Origin of the sequence: Streptomyces flavalbus, assembly GCF_042674625.1 — a bacterium.
GTDB lineage: Bacteria > Actinomycetota > Actinomycetes > Streptomycetales > Streptomycetaceae > Streptomyces > Streptomyces flavalbus.
On the sequence record NZ_JBHTEB010000001.1, the window covers coordinates 430,540 to 446,352 of the forward strand.

Sequence of the window (15,813 nt, forward strand, 5' to 3'; positions counted from 1 at the left end):
CCGCCCTCCGCCCGTCCCACACCCCCGGTTGCCGACGGGTGGGGACGGGGGAAGCATGGCCCCGAGTTCCCCCGTCGAGCCGTGGCCGCTGAACGGAGCAGGACCAGGATGCAGACGTTCCTCCCCCACCCCGGCTTCCGCGAGTCGGCGCTCGTCCTGGACCGGCGTCGGCTGGGCAAGCAGCGGGTCGAGGCGCTCCAGGTGCTGCGCGGGCTGACCGTGCCCGGGTACGGCTGGCGCAGGCACCCGGCGGTGCGGATGTGGGCGGGCTACGAGGAGGCGCTCGTCCGGTACGGGCTGGAGATCTGCCGGGTGTGGCGGGAGCGCGGCCACCAGGACGGCTGCGCCGCCTCCCTCGTCGCCGGGCTCGCCGCGTCCCGTCCCGGCGCGCCGGTGCGGGAGCAGGAGGAGCTGGCGCGGGCCGGGGAGCTGCCGCCCTGGCTCGGTGACGACGCCTTCCACCTCAGCCACCGGTCGGCGCTGGTCCGCAAGGACCGGGAGGCGTACGCCGGGCTGTTCCCCGGCGTTCCCGACGACCTGCCGTACGTGTGGCCGTCGTCGGACCGGGAGGGCGGGGCCTGAGCCGCGTCAGGCGGCGCCGTCCTCCGCCTGCTCGCGCAGGAAGGCGCTCACCTCGTGGGCGATGCCGTCGCGGGCCGCCCCCGGCGCGGCGCAGCCGGACTGCTCGGCCAGTCCGACGCCGCCCGACCAGAGCGCGCGCCCGGTCCACTCCTCGTCGACGCGCAACTGGATCTGCACGTCCACCTGGCCGAGCGCGGCCTCCGGCGCGGCGCCGTAGAGCACCGCGGTGGCCCGGCGCAGCGGGTAGACGTCGTAGCCCTCGATGAACTGCGAGTTGCGCCAGTCGACGAAGGCGCTCTCGCCGTCCGGGCCGACCCGCACGTCGATCTGGCCGTCCTCCAGGTGGATGCCCAAGTGCCGGGTGCCGCGGTTCTCGACGGTCACCCGCAGACAGAAGTACGTCAGCCCCTCGGCGGCGTCGTCCCGTCCGCGTGGCGGCTCGGACCGCTCCAGGCGGTGGACGCGGACCCGCAGACCGGCGTGTTCGTCGTACTCCTGCCAGTCCCCCACCACGTTCGGCTCGTACACCCTGCACCTCTCGACTCCGGACGCTGCTTCCTATCCAGGGGCTCGGCGCACTGTCAAACGAGCGGAATGCGCGGTGATCGGCGTTTTCGCGGCGTTGATCGCTGATCAAGCGCTGCGCTGCGGGAATCGCCGGGAGCGGGGCGGCGGCCCGGTCGCGGGCGTGCCGTACATCACGTCCGGTGTCCAGGGACCGGCCCTCCACGCACGGCCACGCGTCGAACGCGCCTTGTCACCATATTTCCGGATTTGTTTCGTGGGGGCGCGAGCCGGGAAAGGGCACTTCAGTGCTTCGGACCGGAGGCACGTCCGCGGGAACGGGTGTTTCGGACCGACCCGTCCGAGCCCCCCGCTTCCCTCGGTGTCCGTCCACCCGGCACTGCTGAGGAGGTGCGCGGTATGCGCGCGGCCACCAGCACCAGGCAGCATCCGCACGACGACGCCCCCGACACCGCCGAGTCCTTCGAACGGCTCCAGCGGCTCCCCGACGGCCCCGAGCGCCGGGCCCTGCGGGACGAGGTGGTCCGCGCCTGGCTCCCGATGGCGGAGCGGATCGCCGTCCGCTTCCGCGGCCGGGGCGAGGCCCTGGAGGACCTGTACCAGGTCGCCGCGCTCGGGCTGGTCAAGGCGGTCGACCACTACGACCCCGGCCGCGGGCGCGCCTTCGAGGCGTACGCCGTCCCGACCGTCACCGGCGAGATCAAGCGCCACTTCCGCGACCACATGTGGACCCTGCACGTCCCACGCCGGGTCCAGGACCTGCGCAACCGCGTCCGCCGCTCGGCGAAGGAGCTGGCGCAGACCACACCGGGCCGCGCCCCCACCACCGCGGAGATCGCCGAGCACGCGCAGCTCACCGAGGAGGAGGTGCGCGTCGGCACCGAGGCGCTGGAGTGCTTCTCCGCGCTGTCCCTGGAGGCCGAGATGCCGGGCACCGACGGCTACGCGCTGGGCGACGCCATCGGCGGCCCCGACCCGCGCTTCGACGTCGTCGTCGACCGGGTCGCCGTACGCCCGTGCCTGCAGACGCTGCCGGAGCGCGAGCGGACCATCCTCTACCTGCGCTTCTTCCAGGGCATGACGCAGAGCGGGATCGCGGAGCAGCTCGGCATCTCCCAGATGCACGTCTCCCGGCTGCTCAGCGGCTGCTTCGCCCGGCTGCGCGAGGAACTGCTCGCCGATAACGGCGAGAACGGCGACGGACCCGAGAACCGTTGAGCCTCCCGCTCGTTGAGCCCGGCAACCGTGGGAATCGAGCGGGGGAAGAGGTCAGTCGGTGGTGGAGCCCGGGATCTGCGTCGGACCGTGCCGGTCGAGCGCGGCCTCCAGCTCGGCGCGGATCTCCGCGGGCATCACCCCGCTGCGCCCCCACACCACGATCAGCTCCGCGACGCCGCGCAGCTTGGTGTTGGTGTGCTGGGAGACCTCCTTCAGCACCGCCCACCCCTGGTCAGGGGTGACCCGCGCCAGGGCGACGACCATGCCGATCGCCTGGTCCACGACGGCGTGCGAGGTGACGGCCTCCTTGAGCTGGTCCACCTGCTCCTGGAGCTCGAAGATGCGGTCCGTCTCGTCCGCTGGTTCCCGCGGTGCTGCCACCCGTCCATCGTGCCACGGGGAGTGCTCCCCGCCACCGGGGTACTCGACAGGCGCCCGCACGGGTTCCGGTTGGACACTTGAGGGGAGAACCGGTGGCCGCCGGACGACGAGACCAGGACGACTGCCATGAACCATGACACCACACCCGCCACGGGCACCACGGAGGCCGTCTCCACGCACTCCGTGTTCGGTGCCCCCTGCTGGGTGAGCCTGACCAGCAGGGACCTGAAGGCCACCGAGGAGTTCTACACGGCGGTGCTGGGCTGGACGTGGCGGCAGGCCCGCCTCGGCGAACGCTTCCGGGTGGCGCTCGCGGACGGCGCCCCGGTCGCCGGGATCGCCGCGATGGCCGGGATGTGGCAGATGGCCGTGGCCTGGACGCCGTACTTCGCGGTGTCCAGCGCGGACGTGGCGGTCGCCCGGGTGCAGGAGCGCGGCGGTACGTCGGCCGTCGGGCCGATCTCCTTCCAGCCGGGGCGCGGCGCGCTGCTGGCCGACCGGGACGGCGCCACGTTCGGCGTCTGGGAGGGCGACCTGCCCAGCAACTGGGAGACCTGGCGGCGGGCCGCCCCCGCCTTCGTCCGGCTGCACACCCGAGACGCCTTCGACGCGGCCATCTTCTACGGCCAGGTCCTGGACTGGGCGTCGGCCAAGCCGGGCTGCTGCGAGGTCGACTACGCGGGTGACGAGGTGCTGCTGCGCAGCGGCGGGGACATCGTGGCCCGGATCGAGTCGGGGGCGGTGGAGTCGGCGCCCGACCCGACGATCCGGCCGCACTGGCAGGTCCACTTCGCCGTCGCCGACGTGGGCGCGTGCGCGCGGGCGGCGGAGCTGCACGGCGGCAGCGTGCTGCGGGAGGGCGCCGACGAAGCGGTGCTGCGCGACGCGGACGGCGCCCAGTTCACGGTGACGTCGCGGCGGACCCGCTGAGCTGAGCAGCGGGTCCGCCGCGTCCGGCCGGTTCCGGCCGCGTCAGGTGGCGCGGGACGGCCGGGTGAGCAGCACCAGGCTGCGCGCCTCCACGGTCGTCCAGGTGCCCGCCTTGTGCTCGGTCTCGTCCGGGGTGCCCTGGGGGTCCGCGGTGTCCAGCAGGGCCGTCCAGCGCTCCCCGTAGGTGACGCCGGGGAGCCGGAAGTCGACCGGCTCCCAGTAGCCGTTGAGCAGCAGCAGGAAGGAGTCATCGACCACGGGCCGCCCGTAGGGGTCGCGTTCGGCGATGGCGTCGCCGTTGAGGAAGACGCCGACGCTGTGCGCGTCGGAGCGGTCCCAGTCCTCGTCGGCCATCTCCTGCCCGGACGGCAGCAGCCACACCAGGTCGGGCAGCGGCTGCCCGGCGTGGGTGGCGGTCTCGCCGCGGAAGAAGCGGCGGCGCCGCAGCACCGGGTGGGCGGCGCGCAGCCCGATGACGGTCCGGGTGAAGTCCAGCAGCGCGCGCTGCTCGTCGCCGAGCCGCCAGTCGACCCAGGAGGTCTCGTTGTCCTGGCAGTAGGCGTTGTTGTTGCCGCGCTGGGTGCGGCCCAGTTCGTCGCCGTGGCTGAGCATCGGGATGCCCTGGGACAGCAGCAGGGTGGCGAGGAAGTTGCGCTGCTGGCGGGCGCGCAACTCCAGCACCGCGGGGTCGCGGGTGTCGCCCTCGGCGCCGCAGTTCCAGGACCGGTTGTCGTTGTCGCCGTCCTGGTTGTCCTCGCCGTTGGCCTCGTTGTGCTTGTCGTTGTACGAGACCAGGTCGCGCAGGGTGAACCCGTCGTGCGCGGTGACGAAGTTGACGCTGGCGCGCGGGCGGCGCCTGCTGTGCTGGTACAGGTCGGAGGAGCCGGTCAGCCGGGACGCGAACTCCCCCAGGGTGTGCTCCCCGCCGCGCCAGAAGTCCCGTACGGTGTCGCGGTACTTGCCGTTCCACTCCGACCACAGCGGCGGGAAGTTGCCCACCTGGTAGCCGCCCTCACCGACGTCCCAGGGTTCCGCGATCAGCTTGACGCGGCTGATCACCGGGTCCTGCTGGATCAGGTCGAAGAACGCCGACAGCCGGTCCACCTCGTGGAACTGCCGCGCCAGGGTGGCCGCGAGGTCGAAGCGGAAGCCGTCGACGTGCATCTCGGTCACCCAGTACCGCAGCGAGTCCATGATGAGCTGGAGCACGTAGGGGTGCCGCATCAGCAGGCTGTTGCCGGTGCCGGTGGTGTCGTAGTAGTGCTTCCAGTCGCCGTCGACGAGCCGGTAGTAGGAGGCGTTGTCGATGCCGCGGAAGGACAGCGTGGGCCCCATCTCGTTGCCCTCGGCGGTGTGGTTGTAGACCACGTCGAGGATCACTTCGAGCCCGGCCGCGTGCAGCGCCTTCACCATCGCCTTGAACTCGGCGACCTGTTCGCCGCAACTGCCGTGCGCGGCGTAGGCGTTGTGCGGGGCGAAGAAGCCGATGGTGTTGTAGCCCCAGTAGTTGGACAGGCCGCGGTCCGTCAGGACGCCGTCCTGCACGAACTGGTGCACCGGCATCAGCTCCACCGCGGTCACGCCGAGCCCGGTCAGGTGCTCGATCACCGCGGGGTGCGCCAGGCCCGCGTAGGTGCCGCGCAGCTCGGGCGGCACCTCCGGGTGGGTGCGGGTCAGGCCCTTGACGTGCGCCTCGTAGATCACCGTGTCGGCGTACGGGCGCCGGGGCGGGCGGTCGTCGCCCCAGTCGAAGGTCGGGTCCGCGACCACGCCGAGCATGGTGTGCCCGGCGCTGTCGCCCGGGTCGGCGCCGGTCGCGGAACGCTCGTAGAGGGAGGGGTGGTTGTCGATCTGCCCGCACACCGCGGTGGCGTACGGGTCGAGCAGCAGCTTCGCCGGGTTGCACCGGTGGCCCAGCTCGGGCTGCCAGGGGCCGTGCACCCGGTAGCCGTAGCGCTGCCCCGGTCCGACGTCGGGCAGGTAGCAGTGCCACACGAAGCCGTCGACCTCGGTCAGCGGCACAGGGCGGTGCCTGCCGTCGGCGTCGACGAGGATCAGCTCGACGCGCTCGGCGACCTCGCTGAACAGGGCGAAGTTGGTTCCCTTGCCGTCGAAGGCGGCACCCATCGGGTAGGGGTGCCCGCTCCAGGCGGGCACCCGCTCCCGCGGCTCGCGTCGCGCGGTCACCGCTCGTCCTCCAGTACGCCGATCGGGGGCCGTTCGCCCGCCAGCACGCCGCCCGTCGTGCTCGCCGGTCCGGCGAGGAGCGCCGTGACCGGCACCTCGCGGGGCACCTGGAGCGTCTCGCGCAGGCTGGGCGCGGGTGCGGTGGGCACCAGCGGGACGCGTTCCCCGGCGCGGGCCCGCTGGGAGAACCAGATGACCTTGCTGCCGGTGTCGGTGGCGCAGCAGCCCCAGCCGTCGCTGGTGGCGGCGATGCGCTCCAGACAGGACCGCAGGTCCTGGTCGGGGCGCAGGTCGCAGTCGTTCTCACCGATGGCGGTGATCAGGTGCTGGCCGTTCCACCACATCTCGATGGAGGTGTTCTTGTCGGTGGCGTGCTCGTCGATGGCCGTGAGCAGCAGGTCCGTGCTGCGGCAGACGGGTTCGATGAGCGTGTCCAGATCCCAGTACCGGAGGTGTGCGGCCAGGATGCGCCTGACCTGTCCGACCCGTTCCGGGCTGACTTCCACATCGAGGTGGTAGTAGCAGGGCACTGCGGTCTTCATCGTCGTGGCTCCTCACCGGCGAGGCTCTCGCTCCCTCGCCCTCGCGGGTCGCCCCCGAACACGAAGCGTGAGCACCGATCGCTTCTGAGTCAGCTCCACACTGGGGGTGCTAGTCCATTCGTGCAACACGAGACACGACTGAGGTGATTGAAGCTCTAACAAGACGCTGGGTCGTCGTACGTGCACCATGAGTGAAGTTACGTCACGGCACGGACCCGTTACGACGATGAGAGGGCACCATGCTGCTACCCGCCAGATCCGAGGTCGCCCGGCAGCTACGGCGGTACCGGGCCTGGGAGCGCGTGATGCTCGCGGCGCCCACCGACCACACGGTGCGGGCCACCTTCGAGGACTCGGGCTACACGCTGTGCGTGCTGATGGGAAAGCGCTGTGCCCGGGAGGCCGCCGACGCGGCCGAGCGGTATCTGCGGGGCCCCGCCGTCACCTGTTCGGACGAACAGTACGCGCGGTCCCGCGCCAGCGGCGCCGTCCGGCGGGGACCTCCGTCGGACCGGTGTGCTCCGGCGGGAAGGTAGCCCCTTTCCGGCGCAGGACCCCCCAGCCGGGCCACCAGGCCCGGCTTCCAGTACGGCGGAGGTGAGACCCATGAGCGCGAACCCGGCCATCGGCCGCATCCCGGTACGGGACGTCCACCCGGCGGTGGAGTGCGGCAGACGCCCGGCCAAGGCAGTCGCGGGTGAGACGTTCCAGGTGACCGCGACCGTGTTCCGCGAGGGGCACGACGCCGTCGCCGCCAACGTCGTACTCAAGGACCCCGAGGGGCGGCCGGGCCCCTGGACGCCGATGCGGGAACTCGCCCCCGGCACCGACCGCTGGGGCGCCGAGGTGACCCCGACCGCGGTGGGCCGCTGGACGTACGCCGTGGAGGCGTGGAGCGATCCCGTCGGCACCTGGCGGCACGCCGCGCGCATCAAGGTTCCGGCGGGCATCGACACCGGGCTGGTCCTGGAGGAGGGCGCCGAACTGTACGAGCGGGCGGCGGCCAACGTGCCGAAGAAGGACAAGACGGCCCGCGCGACCCTGCTGGCCGCGGTCCGCGTCCTCCGCGACGACACGCTGCCCGTCGCCACCCGTCTGGCGGCGGGGCTGACGCCGGAGGTGGACGCGGTCCTGGCCCGCTATCCGCTGCGGGACCTGGTGACCCGTTCGGCGGAGATGCCGCTGCTGGTGGAGCGGGAGCGGGCGTTGTACGGCGCGTGGTACGAGTTCTTCCCGCGTTCCGAGGGCACGGCCGAGGAGCCGCACGGTACGTTCCGTACGGCGGCGCGGCGGTTGCCCGCGATCGCCGCGATGGGTTTCGACGTCGTGTACCTGCCGCCGGTCCATCCGATCGGTACGACGTTCCGCAAGGGCCGCAACAACACCCTCTCCCCCGGTCCGGACGACGTCGGTGTGCCGTGGGCGATCGGCTCGCCCGAGGGCGGCCATGACGCCGTGCACCCGCGGCTGGGCACGATGGAGGACTTCGCCTGGTTCGTTCAGCGGGCGGGTGAGCACGGTCTGGAGGTGGCGCTGGACTTCGCGTTGCAGTGCTCGCCGGACCATCCGTGGGTGGAGAAACATCCGGAGTGGTTCCACCACCGCCCCGACGGGACGATCGCGTACGCGGAGAACCCGCCGAAGAAGTACCAGGACATCTACCCGATCGCGTTCGACGCGGACATGGACGGTCTGGTCGCGGAGACGCTGCGCATCCTGCGGCTGTGGATGGGGCTGGGGGTGCGCATCTTCCGGGTGGACAATCCGCACACCAAGCCGGTGGTGTTCTGGGAGCGGGTGCTGGCGGACATCGGCCGCAGTGACCCGGACGTGATCTTCCTGGCGGAGGCGTTCACCCGTCCGGCGATGATGCACACCCTGGCGCAGATCGGGTTCCAGCAGTCGTACACGTACTTCACCTGGCGCAACAGCAAGCAGGAGCTGACGGAGTACCTGACGGAGCTGTCGGGTGAGGCGGCGGCCTATATGCGGCCGAACTTCTTCGTCAACACCCCCGACATCCTGCACGCCTACCTCCAGCACGGCGGACGGCCCGCGTTCGAGGTGCGCGCCGTCCTCGCCGCGACCCTGTCGCCCACCTGGGGGGTGTACTCGGGTTACGAGCTGTGTGAGAACACCCCGCTCAAGGAGGGCAGCGAGGAGTACCTCGACTCGGAGAAGTACCAGCTCAGGCCCCGCGACTGGGCGGCGGCCGAACGCGAGGGCCGCAGCATCGCCCCCCTGATCACCCAGCTCAACACCATCCGGCGCGCCCACCCGGCGCTCCACGAGCTGCGCAACCTGCGCTTCCACGGCACCGACAACGACGCGGTGATCGCCTACAGCAAGCGCACCGGCGACGACACGGTCCTGGTGGTCGCCAACCTCGATCCCCACCACACGCAGGAGGCCACGGTCTCGTTGGACATGCCGCAGCTCGGCCTGGACTGGCACTCCCCCCTGGCCGTACACGACGAACTCACCGGCGACGCCTACCGGTGGGGCGACAGCAACTACGTGCGTCTGGAGCCCGGCCGGGCTCCCGCCCACGTCTTCCGGGTCCGGCCAGCGGCGCGGCGGTTCGGGAGCGGGGCGGCGTCATGACGGTGAACAAGCCGGTCCCGGACACCTTCGAGGACACCCCCGCCAAGGACCGCGACCCGGACTGGTTCAAACGAGCCGTCTTCTACGAGGTCCTGGTCCGCTCCTTCCAGGACAGCAACGGCGACGGCGTCGGAGACCTGAAGGGCCTGACCTCGAAGCTGGACTACCTCCAGTGGCTGGGCGTGGACTGCCTCTGGCTGCCGCCGTTCTTCAAGTCCCCGCTGCGGGACGGCGGCTACGACGTCTCCGACTACACCGCCGTCCTGCCGGAGTTCGGTGACCTGGCCGACTTCGTCGAGTTCGTGGACTCCGCGCACCAGCGCGGGATGCGCGTGATCATCGACTTCGTCATGAACCACACCAGCGACCAGCACCCGTGGTTCCAGGAGTCCCGCAAGGACCCGGACGGCCCCTACGGCGACTTCTACATGTGGGCGGACGACGACAAGCAGTACCAGGACGCCCGGATCATCTTCGTCGACACCGAGACCTCCAACTGGACCTTCGACCCGGTGCGCAAGCAGTACTTCTTCCACCGGTTCTTCTCCCACCAGCCGGACCTCAACTACGAGAACCCGGCCGTGCAGGAGGAGATGCTGGCCGCCCTGCGGTTCTGGCTCGACCTCGGTGTGGACGGCTTCCGCCTCGACGCGGTGCCCTACCTGTACGCGGAGGAGGGCACCAACTGCGAGAACCTCCCCGCCACCCACGGCTTCCTCAAGCGCGTCCGCCGCGAGATCGACGCGATGTACCCGGACACGGTGCTGCTGGCCGAGGCCAACCAGTGGCCCGAGGACGTCGTCGACTACTTCGGGGACTACGCCTCCGGCGGCGACGAGTGCCACATGGCGTTCCACTTCCCCGTCATGCCGCGCATCTTCATGGCCGTGCGCCGCGAGTCCCGCTACCCCGTCTCGGAGATCCTCGCCAAGACCCCGGCGATCCCCTCGGGCTGCCAGTGGGGCATCTTCCTGCGCAACCACGACGAGCTGACCCTCGAAATGGTCACCGACGAAGAGCGCGACTACATGTACGCGGAGTACGCCAAGGACCCGCGGATGCGCGCCAACATCGGCATCCGCCGCAGGCTCGCCCCCCTCCTGGACAACGACCGGCACACCATCGAACTGTTCTCCGCGCTGCTGCTGTCGCTGCCGGGCTCACCGATCCTGTACTACGGCGACGAGATCGGCATGGGCGACAACATCTGGCTCGGTGACCGCGACGCGGTCCGCACGCCCATGCAGTGGACCCCGGACCGCAACGCGGGCTTCTCCACCTGCGATCCGGGCCGACTGTCCCTGCCCACGATCATGGACCCGGTCTACGGCTACCAGGTCACCAACGTCGAGGCGTCGATGGCGTCGCCGTCGTCGCTGCTGCACTGGACCCGCCGGATGATCGAGATCCGCAAGCAGAACCCCGCCTTCGGGCTCGGCTCCTACACGGAGCTGCAGTCCTCCAACCCGGCGGTCCTCGCCTTCCTCAGGGAGTACGAGGACGACCTGGTGCTCTGTGTGAACAACTTCGCCCGCTTCGCCCAGCCGACCGAGCTGGACCTGCGGGAGTTCGCCGGACGCCACCCGGTCGAGCTGTTCGGCGGGGTGCGGTTCCCCGCCATCGGCGAACTGCCGTACCTGCTGACCCTCGGGGGCCACGGCTTCTACTGGTTCCGGCTCGTCCGAGTCGCATCCCGCATCGGCCGCCGACTGTGAGCGTGCGCCGAGGAAAGGACGCGTGACCATGGCGAAGACCGCATCCCTGCAACCGAGCAGCACCGGCGCGGGGCAGCAGCGGCTGGCCTCGCTGGGCGAACTGCTCAGGGACTGGCTGCCGCACCAGCGCTGGTTCGCCGGGAAGCACCGGCCGGTCACGGACCTGCGTCTGCTGTCCATGACCGAGCTGTACCCGGGGTGTCTGCACCTGCTGGTGCACACCGGCCACACCGGCACGCACGCCGATCCCACCGGCGTGCTGTCCGGGAACCCGGGCGGCCACGCGGGTCCGGCGGGCGGCGTTCCCGCGCCCGGCGGCACTCCCCCGGCCGGTGACTGCTACCAGCTCCTCATCGGCATCCAGCAGCACCTGTCGCCCCGCCTCGGCCGGGCCCTGATCGGCAGGGCGGACGTCGGTCCGCTGGCCGGGATGGCGGTCTACGACGCCTTCCAGGACCCGCGCTCGGCCCATCTGCTCCTGGAGCGGCTGCGGCACCCCGGCACGCTGGGCCCGCTGCGCTTCGAGGCCGACCCGGACAAGCCGGTGCCCGCGGGGCTCGCGCCCCGGCTGCTGGACGCCGAGCAGTCGAACTCCTCGCTGGTGTACGGCGACGAGTTCATCCTGAAGGTGTTCCGTCGCATCCAGCCCGGGGTCAACCCCGACCTGGAGGTGCCGGTCGCGCTGGCCGCGCAGGGCTGCGGCCGGGTCCCGGCGCCGGTCGCCTGGTTCCGCACCACGCAGCCGCAGGAGGCCACCCTCGGCGTGCTCCAGCCGTTCCTGCCCGCCGCCTCCGACGGCTGGACGCTGGCCCTGCACGCCCTGGCCACCGGCGACGACTTCACCGCGCAGGCCCACGAGCTGGGCCGGGCCACCGCCGACGTGCACGTCGCGCTCGCCGCGGCGTTCCCGGCCGGGGGCCGCGGGGAGACGGGCCGGACGGCGGCGGCGATGGCCGAGCGGCTCGACGCCGCCGCGCAGGCGGTGCCCGCGCTGGGGCCGTACGTGCCGGGGCTGCGCGGCGCGTTCAGCGCGCTGACGGCCTGCGACCCGGGGCCGCCCGCGCAGCGCATCCACGGCGACCTGCACCTCGGACAGGTGCTGCGGGCCGGGCGGGACTGGTTCGTCATCGACTTCGAGGGCGAGCCGTCCCGGCCGCTCGCCGAACGGCGCAGCGCCCACTCCCCCGTCCGGGACATCGCGGGCATGTTGCGCTCCTTCGACTACGCCGCCCGCCAGCGCCGCCCCTGGCGCCCGGAGTGGGCGCGCCGCTGCCGCGAGGCCTACTGCGCGGGCTACGCCGCCCGCGCCGGGTGGGACCCACGTGCCAAGCACGGTCTGCTCCGCGCCTACGAGACCGACCGTGCCGTCTACGAAGTGCTCTACGAAGCCAGGCACCGCCCGGACTGGCTCCCCGTACCGATGGCGGCGATCCAACGACTCGCCGTGAGAGGAGACTGACGCCGTGGCTCTGCGCGACGACACCCTGATCCCCGAGCCCTCCGCGCCCCAGGTCACCGGGGCCGCCCCGCCGCTGGACGCGGTGGACCGCGGGCGCCTGCTGGCGGGCGCCCACCACGACCCGCACGCGCTGCTCGGCGCCCACCCGGTGCCCGGCGGGATCGCGGTGCGGACGCTGCGCCCGTTCGCCGACGCCGTGAGCGTCGTCGTGGACGGCGAGCGGACACCGCTGGTCTCGGAGGGCGACGGGCTGTTCTCCGCCGTCCTGCCGCTGCCGGAGATCCCGGCGTACACGCTGGTGGTGCGGTACGGCGACGACGAGCACGAGGTGCACGACCCGTACCGCTTCCTGCCCGCGATCGGTGAGCTGGACCTGCACCTGATCCGGGAGGGGCGGCACGAGGAGCTGTGGAAGGCGCTCGGCGCGGAGCCGATGACGCACCAGGGCGTGACCGGCACCCGGTTCACGGTGTGGGCGCCGAACGCGCGGGGCGTGCGGGTCGCCGCCGACTTCTGCCACTGGGACGGTACGGCGTTCCCGATGCGCTCGATGGGCGCCTGTGGGGTGTGGGAGCTGTTCCTGCCCGGGGTCGGGGAGGGCACGCGGTACAAGTTCGAGATCCACTCCCGCCACGGCCACCGGTTCCTGAAGATCGACCCGATGGCGCGGCGCACCGAGGCCCCGCCGGACACGGCGTCGGTGGTGACGGCGTCCCACCACGAGTGGGGCGACGCGGAGTGGATGGCGCACCGCGCGGACCGGCCGGTGCACGAGGCGCCGTTCTCGGTGTACGAGGTGCACCTGCCGTCCTGGCGGCCGGGGCTCGGCTACCGGGAGCTGGCCGAGGAGCTGCCGCGGTACGTCAAGGACCTCGGGTTCACGCACGTGGAGCTGATGCCGGTCGCCGAGCACCCCTTCGGCGGCTCCTGGGGCTACCAGGTCACCGGCTTCTACGCGCCGACCGCGCGCCTCGGCTCCCCGGACGACTTCCGGTACCTCGTCGACCGCCTCCACCAGGAGGGCATCGGCGTGATCATGGACTGGGTACCGGCGCACTTCCCGAAGGACGACTGGGCGCTGGCCCGCTACGACGGGGACCCGCTGTACGAGCCCGGGGACTCCCGGCGCGCGGAGCACCCGGACTGGGGGACGTACGAGTTCGACCTCGGGCGGACCGAGGTGCGCAACTTCCTCGTCGCGAACGCCGTGTACTGGTGCGAGGAGTTCCACATCGACGGGCTGCGCGTCGACGCGGTCGCCTCGATGCTGTACCTCGACTACTCGCGCGAGGACGGGCAGTGGGCGGCGAACGAGTACGGCGGCCGGGAGGACCTGGCGGCGATGCGGTTCCTCCAGGAGATGAACGCCACCGTGTACCGGCGGGCGCCGGGCGTGGTGACGATCGCCGAGGAGTCCACCGCGTGGGGCGGGGTGACCAGGCCGACCGAGCACGGCGGGCTCGGGTTCGGGCTGAAGTGGAACATGGGCTGGATGCACGACTCCCTGGAGTACATGGCCAAGGAGCCGGTGCACCGCAAGTACCACCACCACGAGATGACGTTCTCGATGATCTACGCCTACAGCGAGAACTACGTGCTGCCGATCTCCCACGACGAGGTCGTGCACGGCAAGCAGGCGCTGGTCAGCAAGATGCCCGGCGACTGGTGGCAGCGGCGCGCCAACCACCGCGCCTACCTGGGCTACATGTGGGCGCACCCCGGCAAGCAGTTGCTGTTCATGGGGCAGGAGTTCGCGCAGGGCGGGGAGTTCTCCGAGGAGCACGGCCCGGAGTGGTGGCTGCTGGACCCCGGGTACGTGGCCCGCGGCGACCACGAGGCGGTGCGGGAGCTGGTGCGGGACCTCAACACCCGGTACCGGGCGACCCCGGCGCTGTGGGAGCGCGACACCCGGCCCGAGGGCTTCCAGTGGGTGGAGTGCGACGCCGCCGACGACAACGTCTTCGCGTTCCTGCGTTACGACGCAGCGGGCCGCCCGCTGCTCGCGGTGTCCAACTTCTCCCCCGTCGTCCGGCACGACTACCGGCTCGGCGTCCCGGACGACGTGCCCGCCTGGCAGGAGACGCTGAACACCGACGCCGCCCGCTACGGCGGCGGTGACGTGACCAACCCGGGCCCGCTCAAGCCGGAGCCGACCGGGTGGCACGGCCGTCCGGTGAGCCTCGCCCTGACGCTGCCGCCGCTGGCGACGGTGTGGCTGGAGCCGGTGTAGCCACGCGTACCGGCAGGTGTTCGAACAGCCTCCCGGGGCATTCGGAGAAGATGCGCACCGTCGGAGTGGAGGAGGAACTCCTCCTGGTCAACCCTGAGACCGGAGAGCCACAGGCCCGGTCCGCCGCCGTCCTGGCCCGCGCCTCGCACGAGGACGCGGGCCAGGAGGTGTTCGAGAAGGAACTGCACGAGCAGATGGTGGAGTTCGCCACGCATCCGCAGTCGGAGATGGCGGACCTGGGCGCGGAGATCGTCCGCTGCCGTGCGGAGGCGGCCCGGCACGCCGGGGAGATCGGCTGCGCGGTCGCCGCGCTCGCCACCTCGCCGCTGCCGGTCAGCCCGGCGGTCGGCGCGGGCCGCCGCTACCAGTGGATGGCCGACGAGTACGGCATCGCCACCCATGAGCAGCTCGTCTGTGGCTGCCATGTGCACGTCGCCGTGGAGTCGGACGAGGAGGGCGTCGCGGTCGTCGACCGGGTGCGGCCCTGGCTGGCGGTGCTGGCGGCGCTGAGCGCGAACTCGCCGTTCTGGCAGGGCAAGGACACCAGTTACAGCAGTTACCGCAGCCGGGTGTGGCAGCGCTGGCCGTCGGCCGGGCCGACGGAGGTCTTCGGCTCGGCGGCGGAGTACGAGCGCCGGGTCGCGGACATGCTGGCCACCGGGACCATCCTCGACGACGCGATGGTCTACTTCGACGCCCGGCTGTCCCGGCGCTACCCGACGGTGGAGATAAGGGTGGCGGACGTCTGTCTGCACGCCTCCACCGCGGTGCTGGTCGCCACGCTCGCCCGGGGGCTGGTGGAGACCGCGGCGCGGGAGTGGCGGGCGGGGCGGGCGCCGGTGGACCACAGCGTCAGCCTGCTGAGGCTGGCCGACTGGCGGGCCGCCCGCTCCGGGCTGACCGGGGAGCTGCTGCACCCGGCGACCATGCGGCCCGCGCCCGCCGCCCAGGTGGTGCGGGACCTGGTGGACCACGCCGCGGAGGCGCTCGCCGACAGCGGCGACCTGGACCGGGCCCGCGCGGGCTGCGCGGAGCTGCTGCGCCGGGGCAACGGCGCGCGGGTGCAGCGCGAGTTGCTGGAGCGCACGGAGAGCCTGCGGGACGTCGTCGTGGAGTGTGTGCGGCACACCCAGGAGTGACGTTCCGGGACCGGCCCGGGGGGCTCGGGTGCGGCTCCGCCCGGCTCAGAGCATCAGCGAGATGCCGTACGCCAGGAAGAAGGCCGCGACCAGCACCACCAGGACGAGGATCAGCGTGAGCGGGCCCTTGGCCCAGCCCTTGGTCGGGTTGTGGGTCTCCCGCGGGCCCGCCTCGGGCAGGCTGCTCTCCGCCGGCGGGGTCTCGCCCGGGGGGACCGAGCCGCCCGGCTCCAGGCCGGTGGAGCGCTCGGGTTCGGGGTCTGGACTGATGTGCGTCATGTGCCCCGAGTCCCCCGATCCG

14 protein-coding genes are annotated in these 15,813 nt (G+C 72.0%); 9 read left to right on the forward strand and 5 right to left on the reverse strand.

Annotated elements, in window-relative coordinates:
- The first annotated feature begins 108 nt into the window (after nucleotides 1-108).
- Nucleotides 109-582, forward strand: a complete 474-nt coding sequence (locus ACFQZ6_RS01880) for an MSMEG_6728 family protein (RefSeq protein ID WP_381604573.1) — start codon at nucleotides 109-111, stop codon at nucleotides 580-582.
- 6 nt (nucleotides 583-588) lie between these two features.
- Here the strand turns inward: ACFQZ6_RS01880 and ACFQZ6_RS01885 are convergent, their stop codons facing one another.
- The gene (locus ACFQZ6_RS01885) at nucleotides 589-1,110 is read right to left on the reverse strand and encodes a hypothetical protein (RefSeq protein WP_381604574.1); all 522 of its coding nucleotides are present in this window, start codon (nucleotides 1,108-1,110) and stop codon (nucleotides 589-591) included.
- Between the two features lie 396 nt (nucleotides 1,111-1,506).
- Between ACFQZ6_RS01885 and ACFQZ6_RS01890 the strand changes: the two genes are divergently transcribed.
- Nucleotides 1,507-2,325, forward strand: a complete 819-nt coding sequence (locus tag ACFQZ6_RS01890; RefSeq protein ID WP_381604575.1) for a SigB/SigF/SigG family RNA polymerase sigma factor — start codon at nucleotides 1,507-1,509, stop codon at nucleotides 2,323-2,325.
- Between the two features lie 51 nt (nucleotides 2,326-2,376).
- On the opposite strand, the gene ACFQZ6_RS01895 is transcribed toward ACFQZ6_RS01890, so the two are convergent.
- Nucleotides 2,377-2,706 (reverse strand): ANTAR domain-containing protein, encoded by a 330-nt coding sequence (locus ACFQZ6_RS01895; protein ID WP_381604576.1) that lies wholly within the window; start codon nucleotides 2,704-2,706, stop codon nucleotides 2,377-2,379.
- A gap of 126 nt (nucleotides 2,707-2,832) precedes the next feature.
- Between ACFQZ6_RS01895 and ACFQZ6_RS01900 the strand changes: the two genes are divergently transcribed.
- Entirely contained in the window at nucleotides 2,833-3,636 is an 804-nt protein-coding gene (locus ACFQZ6_RS01900) for a VOC family protein (RefSeq protein WP_381604577.1), read from the forward strand.
- 42 nt (nucleotides 3,637-3,678) lie between these two features.
- Here ACFQZ6_RS01900 and glgX read toward each other — a convergent pair whose 3' ends face one another.
- Together glgX and ACFQZ6_RS01910 are read right to left on the reverse strand one after the other, a co-directional pair.
- On the reverse strand, nucleotides 3,679-5,823 hold the full coding sequence (gene glgX / locus ACFQZ6_RS01905; RefSeq protein ID WP_381604578.1) for a glycogen debranching protein GlgX: 2,145 nt from the start codon (nucleotides 5,821-5,823) through the stop codon (nucleotides 3,679-3,681).
- Entirely contained in the window at nucleotides 5,820-6,365 is a 546-nt protein-coding gene (locus ACFQZ6_RS01910; RefSeq protein ID WP_381604579.1) for a pep a2, read from the reverse strand. Before ACFQZ6_RS01910 ends, glgX begins: the two co-directional genes overlap by 4 nt.
- A 239-nt stretch (nucleotides 6,366-6,604) precedes the next feature.
- Between ACFQZ6_RS01910 and ACFQZ6_RS01915 the strand changes: the two genes are divergently transcribed.
- The 6 genes from ACFQZ6_RS01915 to ACFQZ6_RS01940 all read left to right on the forward strand — a co-directional run bounded on the left by ACFQZ6_RS01915 (nucleotide 6,605) and on the right by ACFQZ6_RS01940 (nucleotide 15,512).
- Nucleotides 6,605-6,901 (forward strand): DUF5133 domain-containing protein, encoded by a 297-nt coding sequence (locus tag ACFQZ6_RS01915; protein ID WP_381604580.1) that lies wholly within the window; start codon nucleotides 6,605-6,607, stop codon nucleotides 6,899-6,901.
- 70 nt (nucleotides 6,902-6,971) lie between these two features.
- Nucleotides 6,972-8,969 (forward strand): alpha-1,4-glucan--maltose-1-phosphate maltosyltransferase, encoded by a 1,998-nt coding sequence (locus ACFQZ6_RS01920; RefSeq protein WP_381604581.1) that lies wholly within the window; start codon nucleotides 6,972-6,974, stop codon nucleotides 8,967-8,969.
- Nucleotides 8,966-10,684 carry a maltose alpha-D-glucosyltransferase gene (gene treS / locus ACFQZ6_RS01925; RefSeq protein WP_381604582.1) on the forward strand — a complete coding sequence of 573 codons (1,719 nt, stop codon included), beginning with the start codon at nucleotides 8,966-8,968 and terminating at the stop codon, nucleotides 10,682-10,684. The genes ACFQZ6_RS01920 and treS overlap by 4 nt, the downstream gene beginning before the upstream one ends.
- Before the next feature lie 28 nt (nucleotides 10,685-10,712).
- Nucleotides 10,713-12,143: a maltokinase N-terminal cap-like domain-containing protein gene (locus ACFQZ6_RS01930; RefSeq protein ID WP_381604583.1), complete on the forward strand. Its 1,431-nt coding sequence runs from the start codon at nucleotides 10,713-10,715 to the stop codon at nucleotides 12,141-12,143.
- Between the two features lie 4 nt (nucleotides 12,144-12,147).
- Nucleotides 12,148-14,373, forward strand: a complete 2,226-nt coding sequence (glgB, locus tag ACFQZ6_RS01935; protein WP_381604584.1) for a 1,4-alpha-glucan branching enzyme — start codon at nucleotides 12,148-12,150, stop codon at nucleotides 14,371-14,373.
- Between the two features lie 50 nt (nucleotides 14,374-14,423).
- The gene (locus ACFQZ6_RS01940) at nucleotides 14,424-15,512 is read left to right on the forward strand and encodes a glutamate--cysteine ligase 2 (RefSeq protein ID WP_381604585.1); all 1,089 of its coding nucleotides are present in this window, start codon (nucleotides 14,424-14,426) and stop codon (nucleotides 15,510-15,512) included.
- A 45-nt stretch (nucleotides 15,513-15,557) separates the two neighbouring features.
- Here the strand turns inward: ACFQZ6_RS01940 and ACFQZ6_RS01945 are convergent, their stop codons facing one another.
- Nucleotides 15,558-15,791: a DUF6480 family protein gene (locus ACFQZ6_RS01945; protein ID WP_381604586.1), complete on the reverse strand. Its 234-nt coding sequence runs from the start codon at nucleotides 15,789-15,791 to the stop codon at nucleotides 15,558-15,560.
- Between the last annotated feature and the right edge of the window lie 22 nt (nucleotides 15,792-15,813).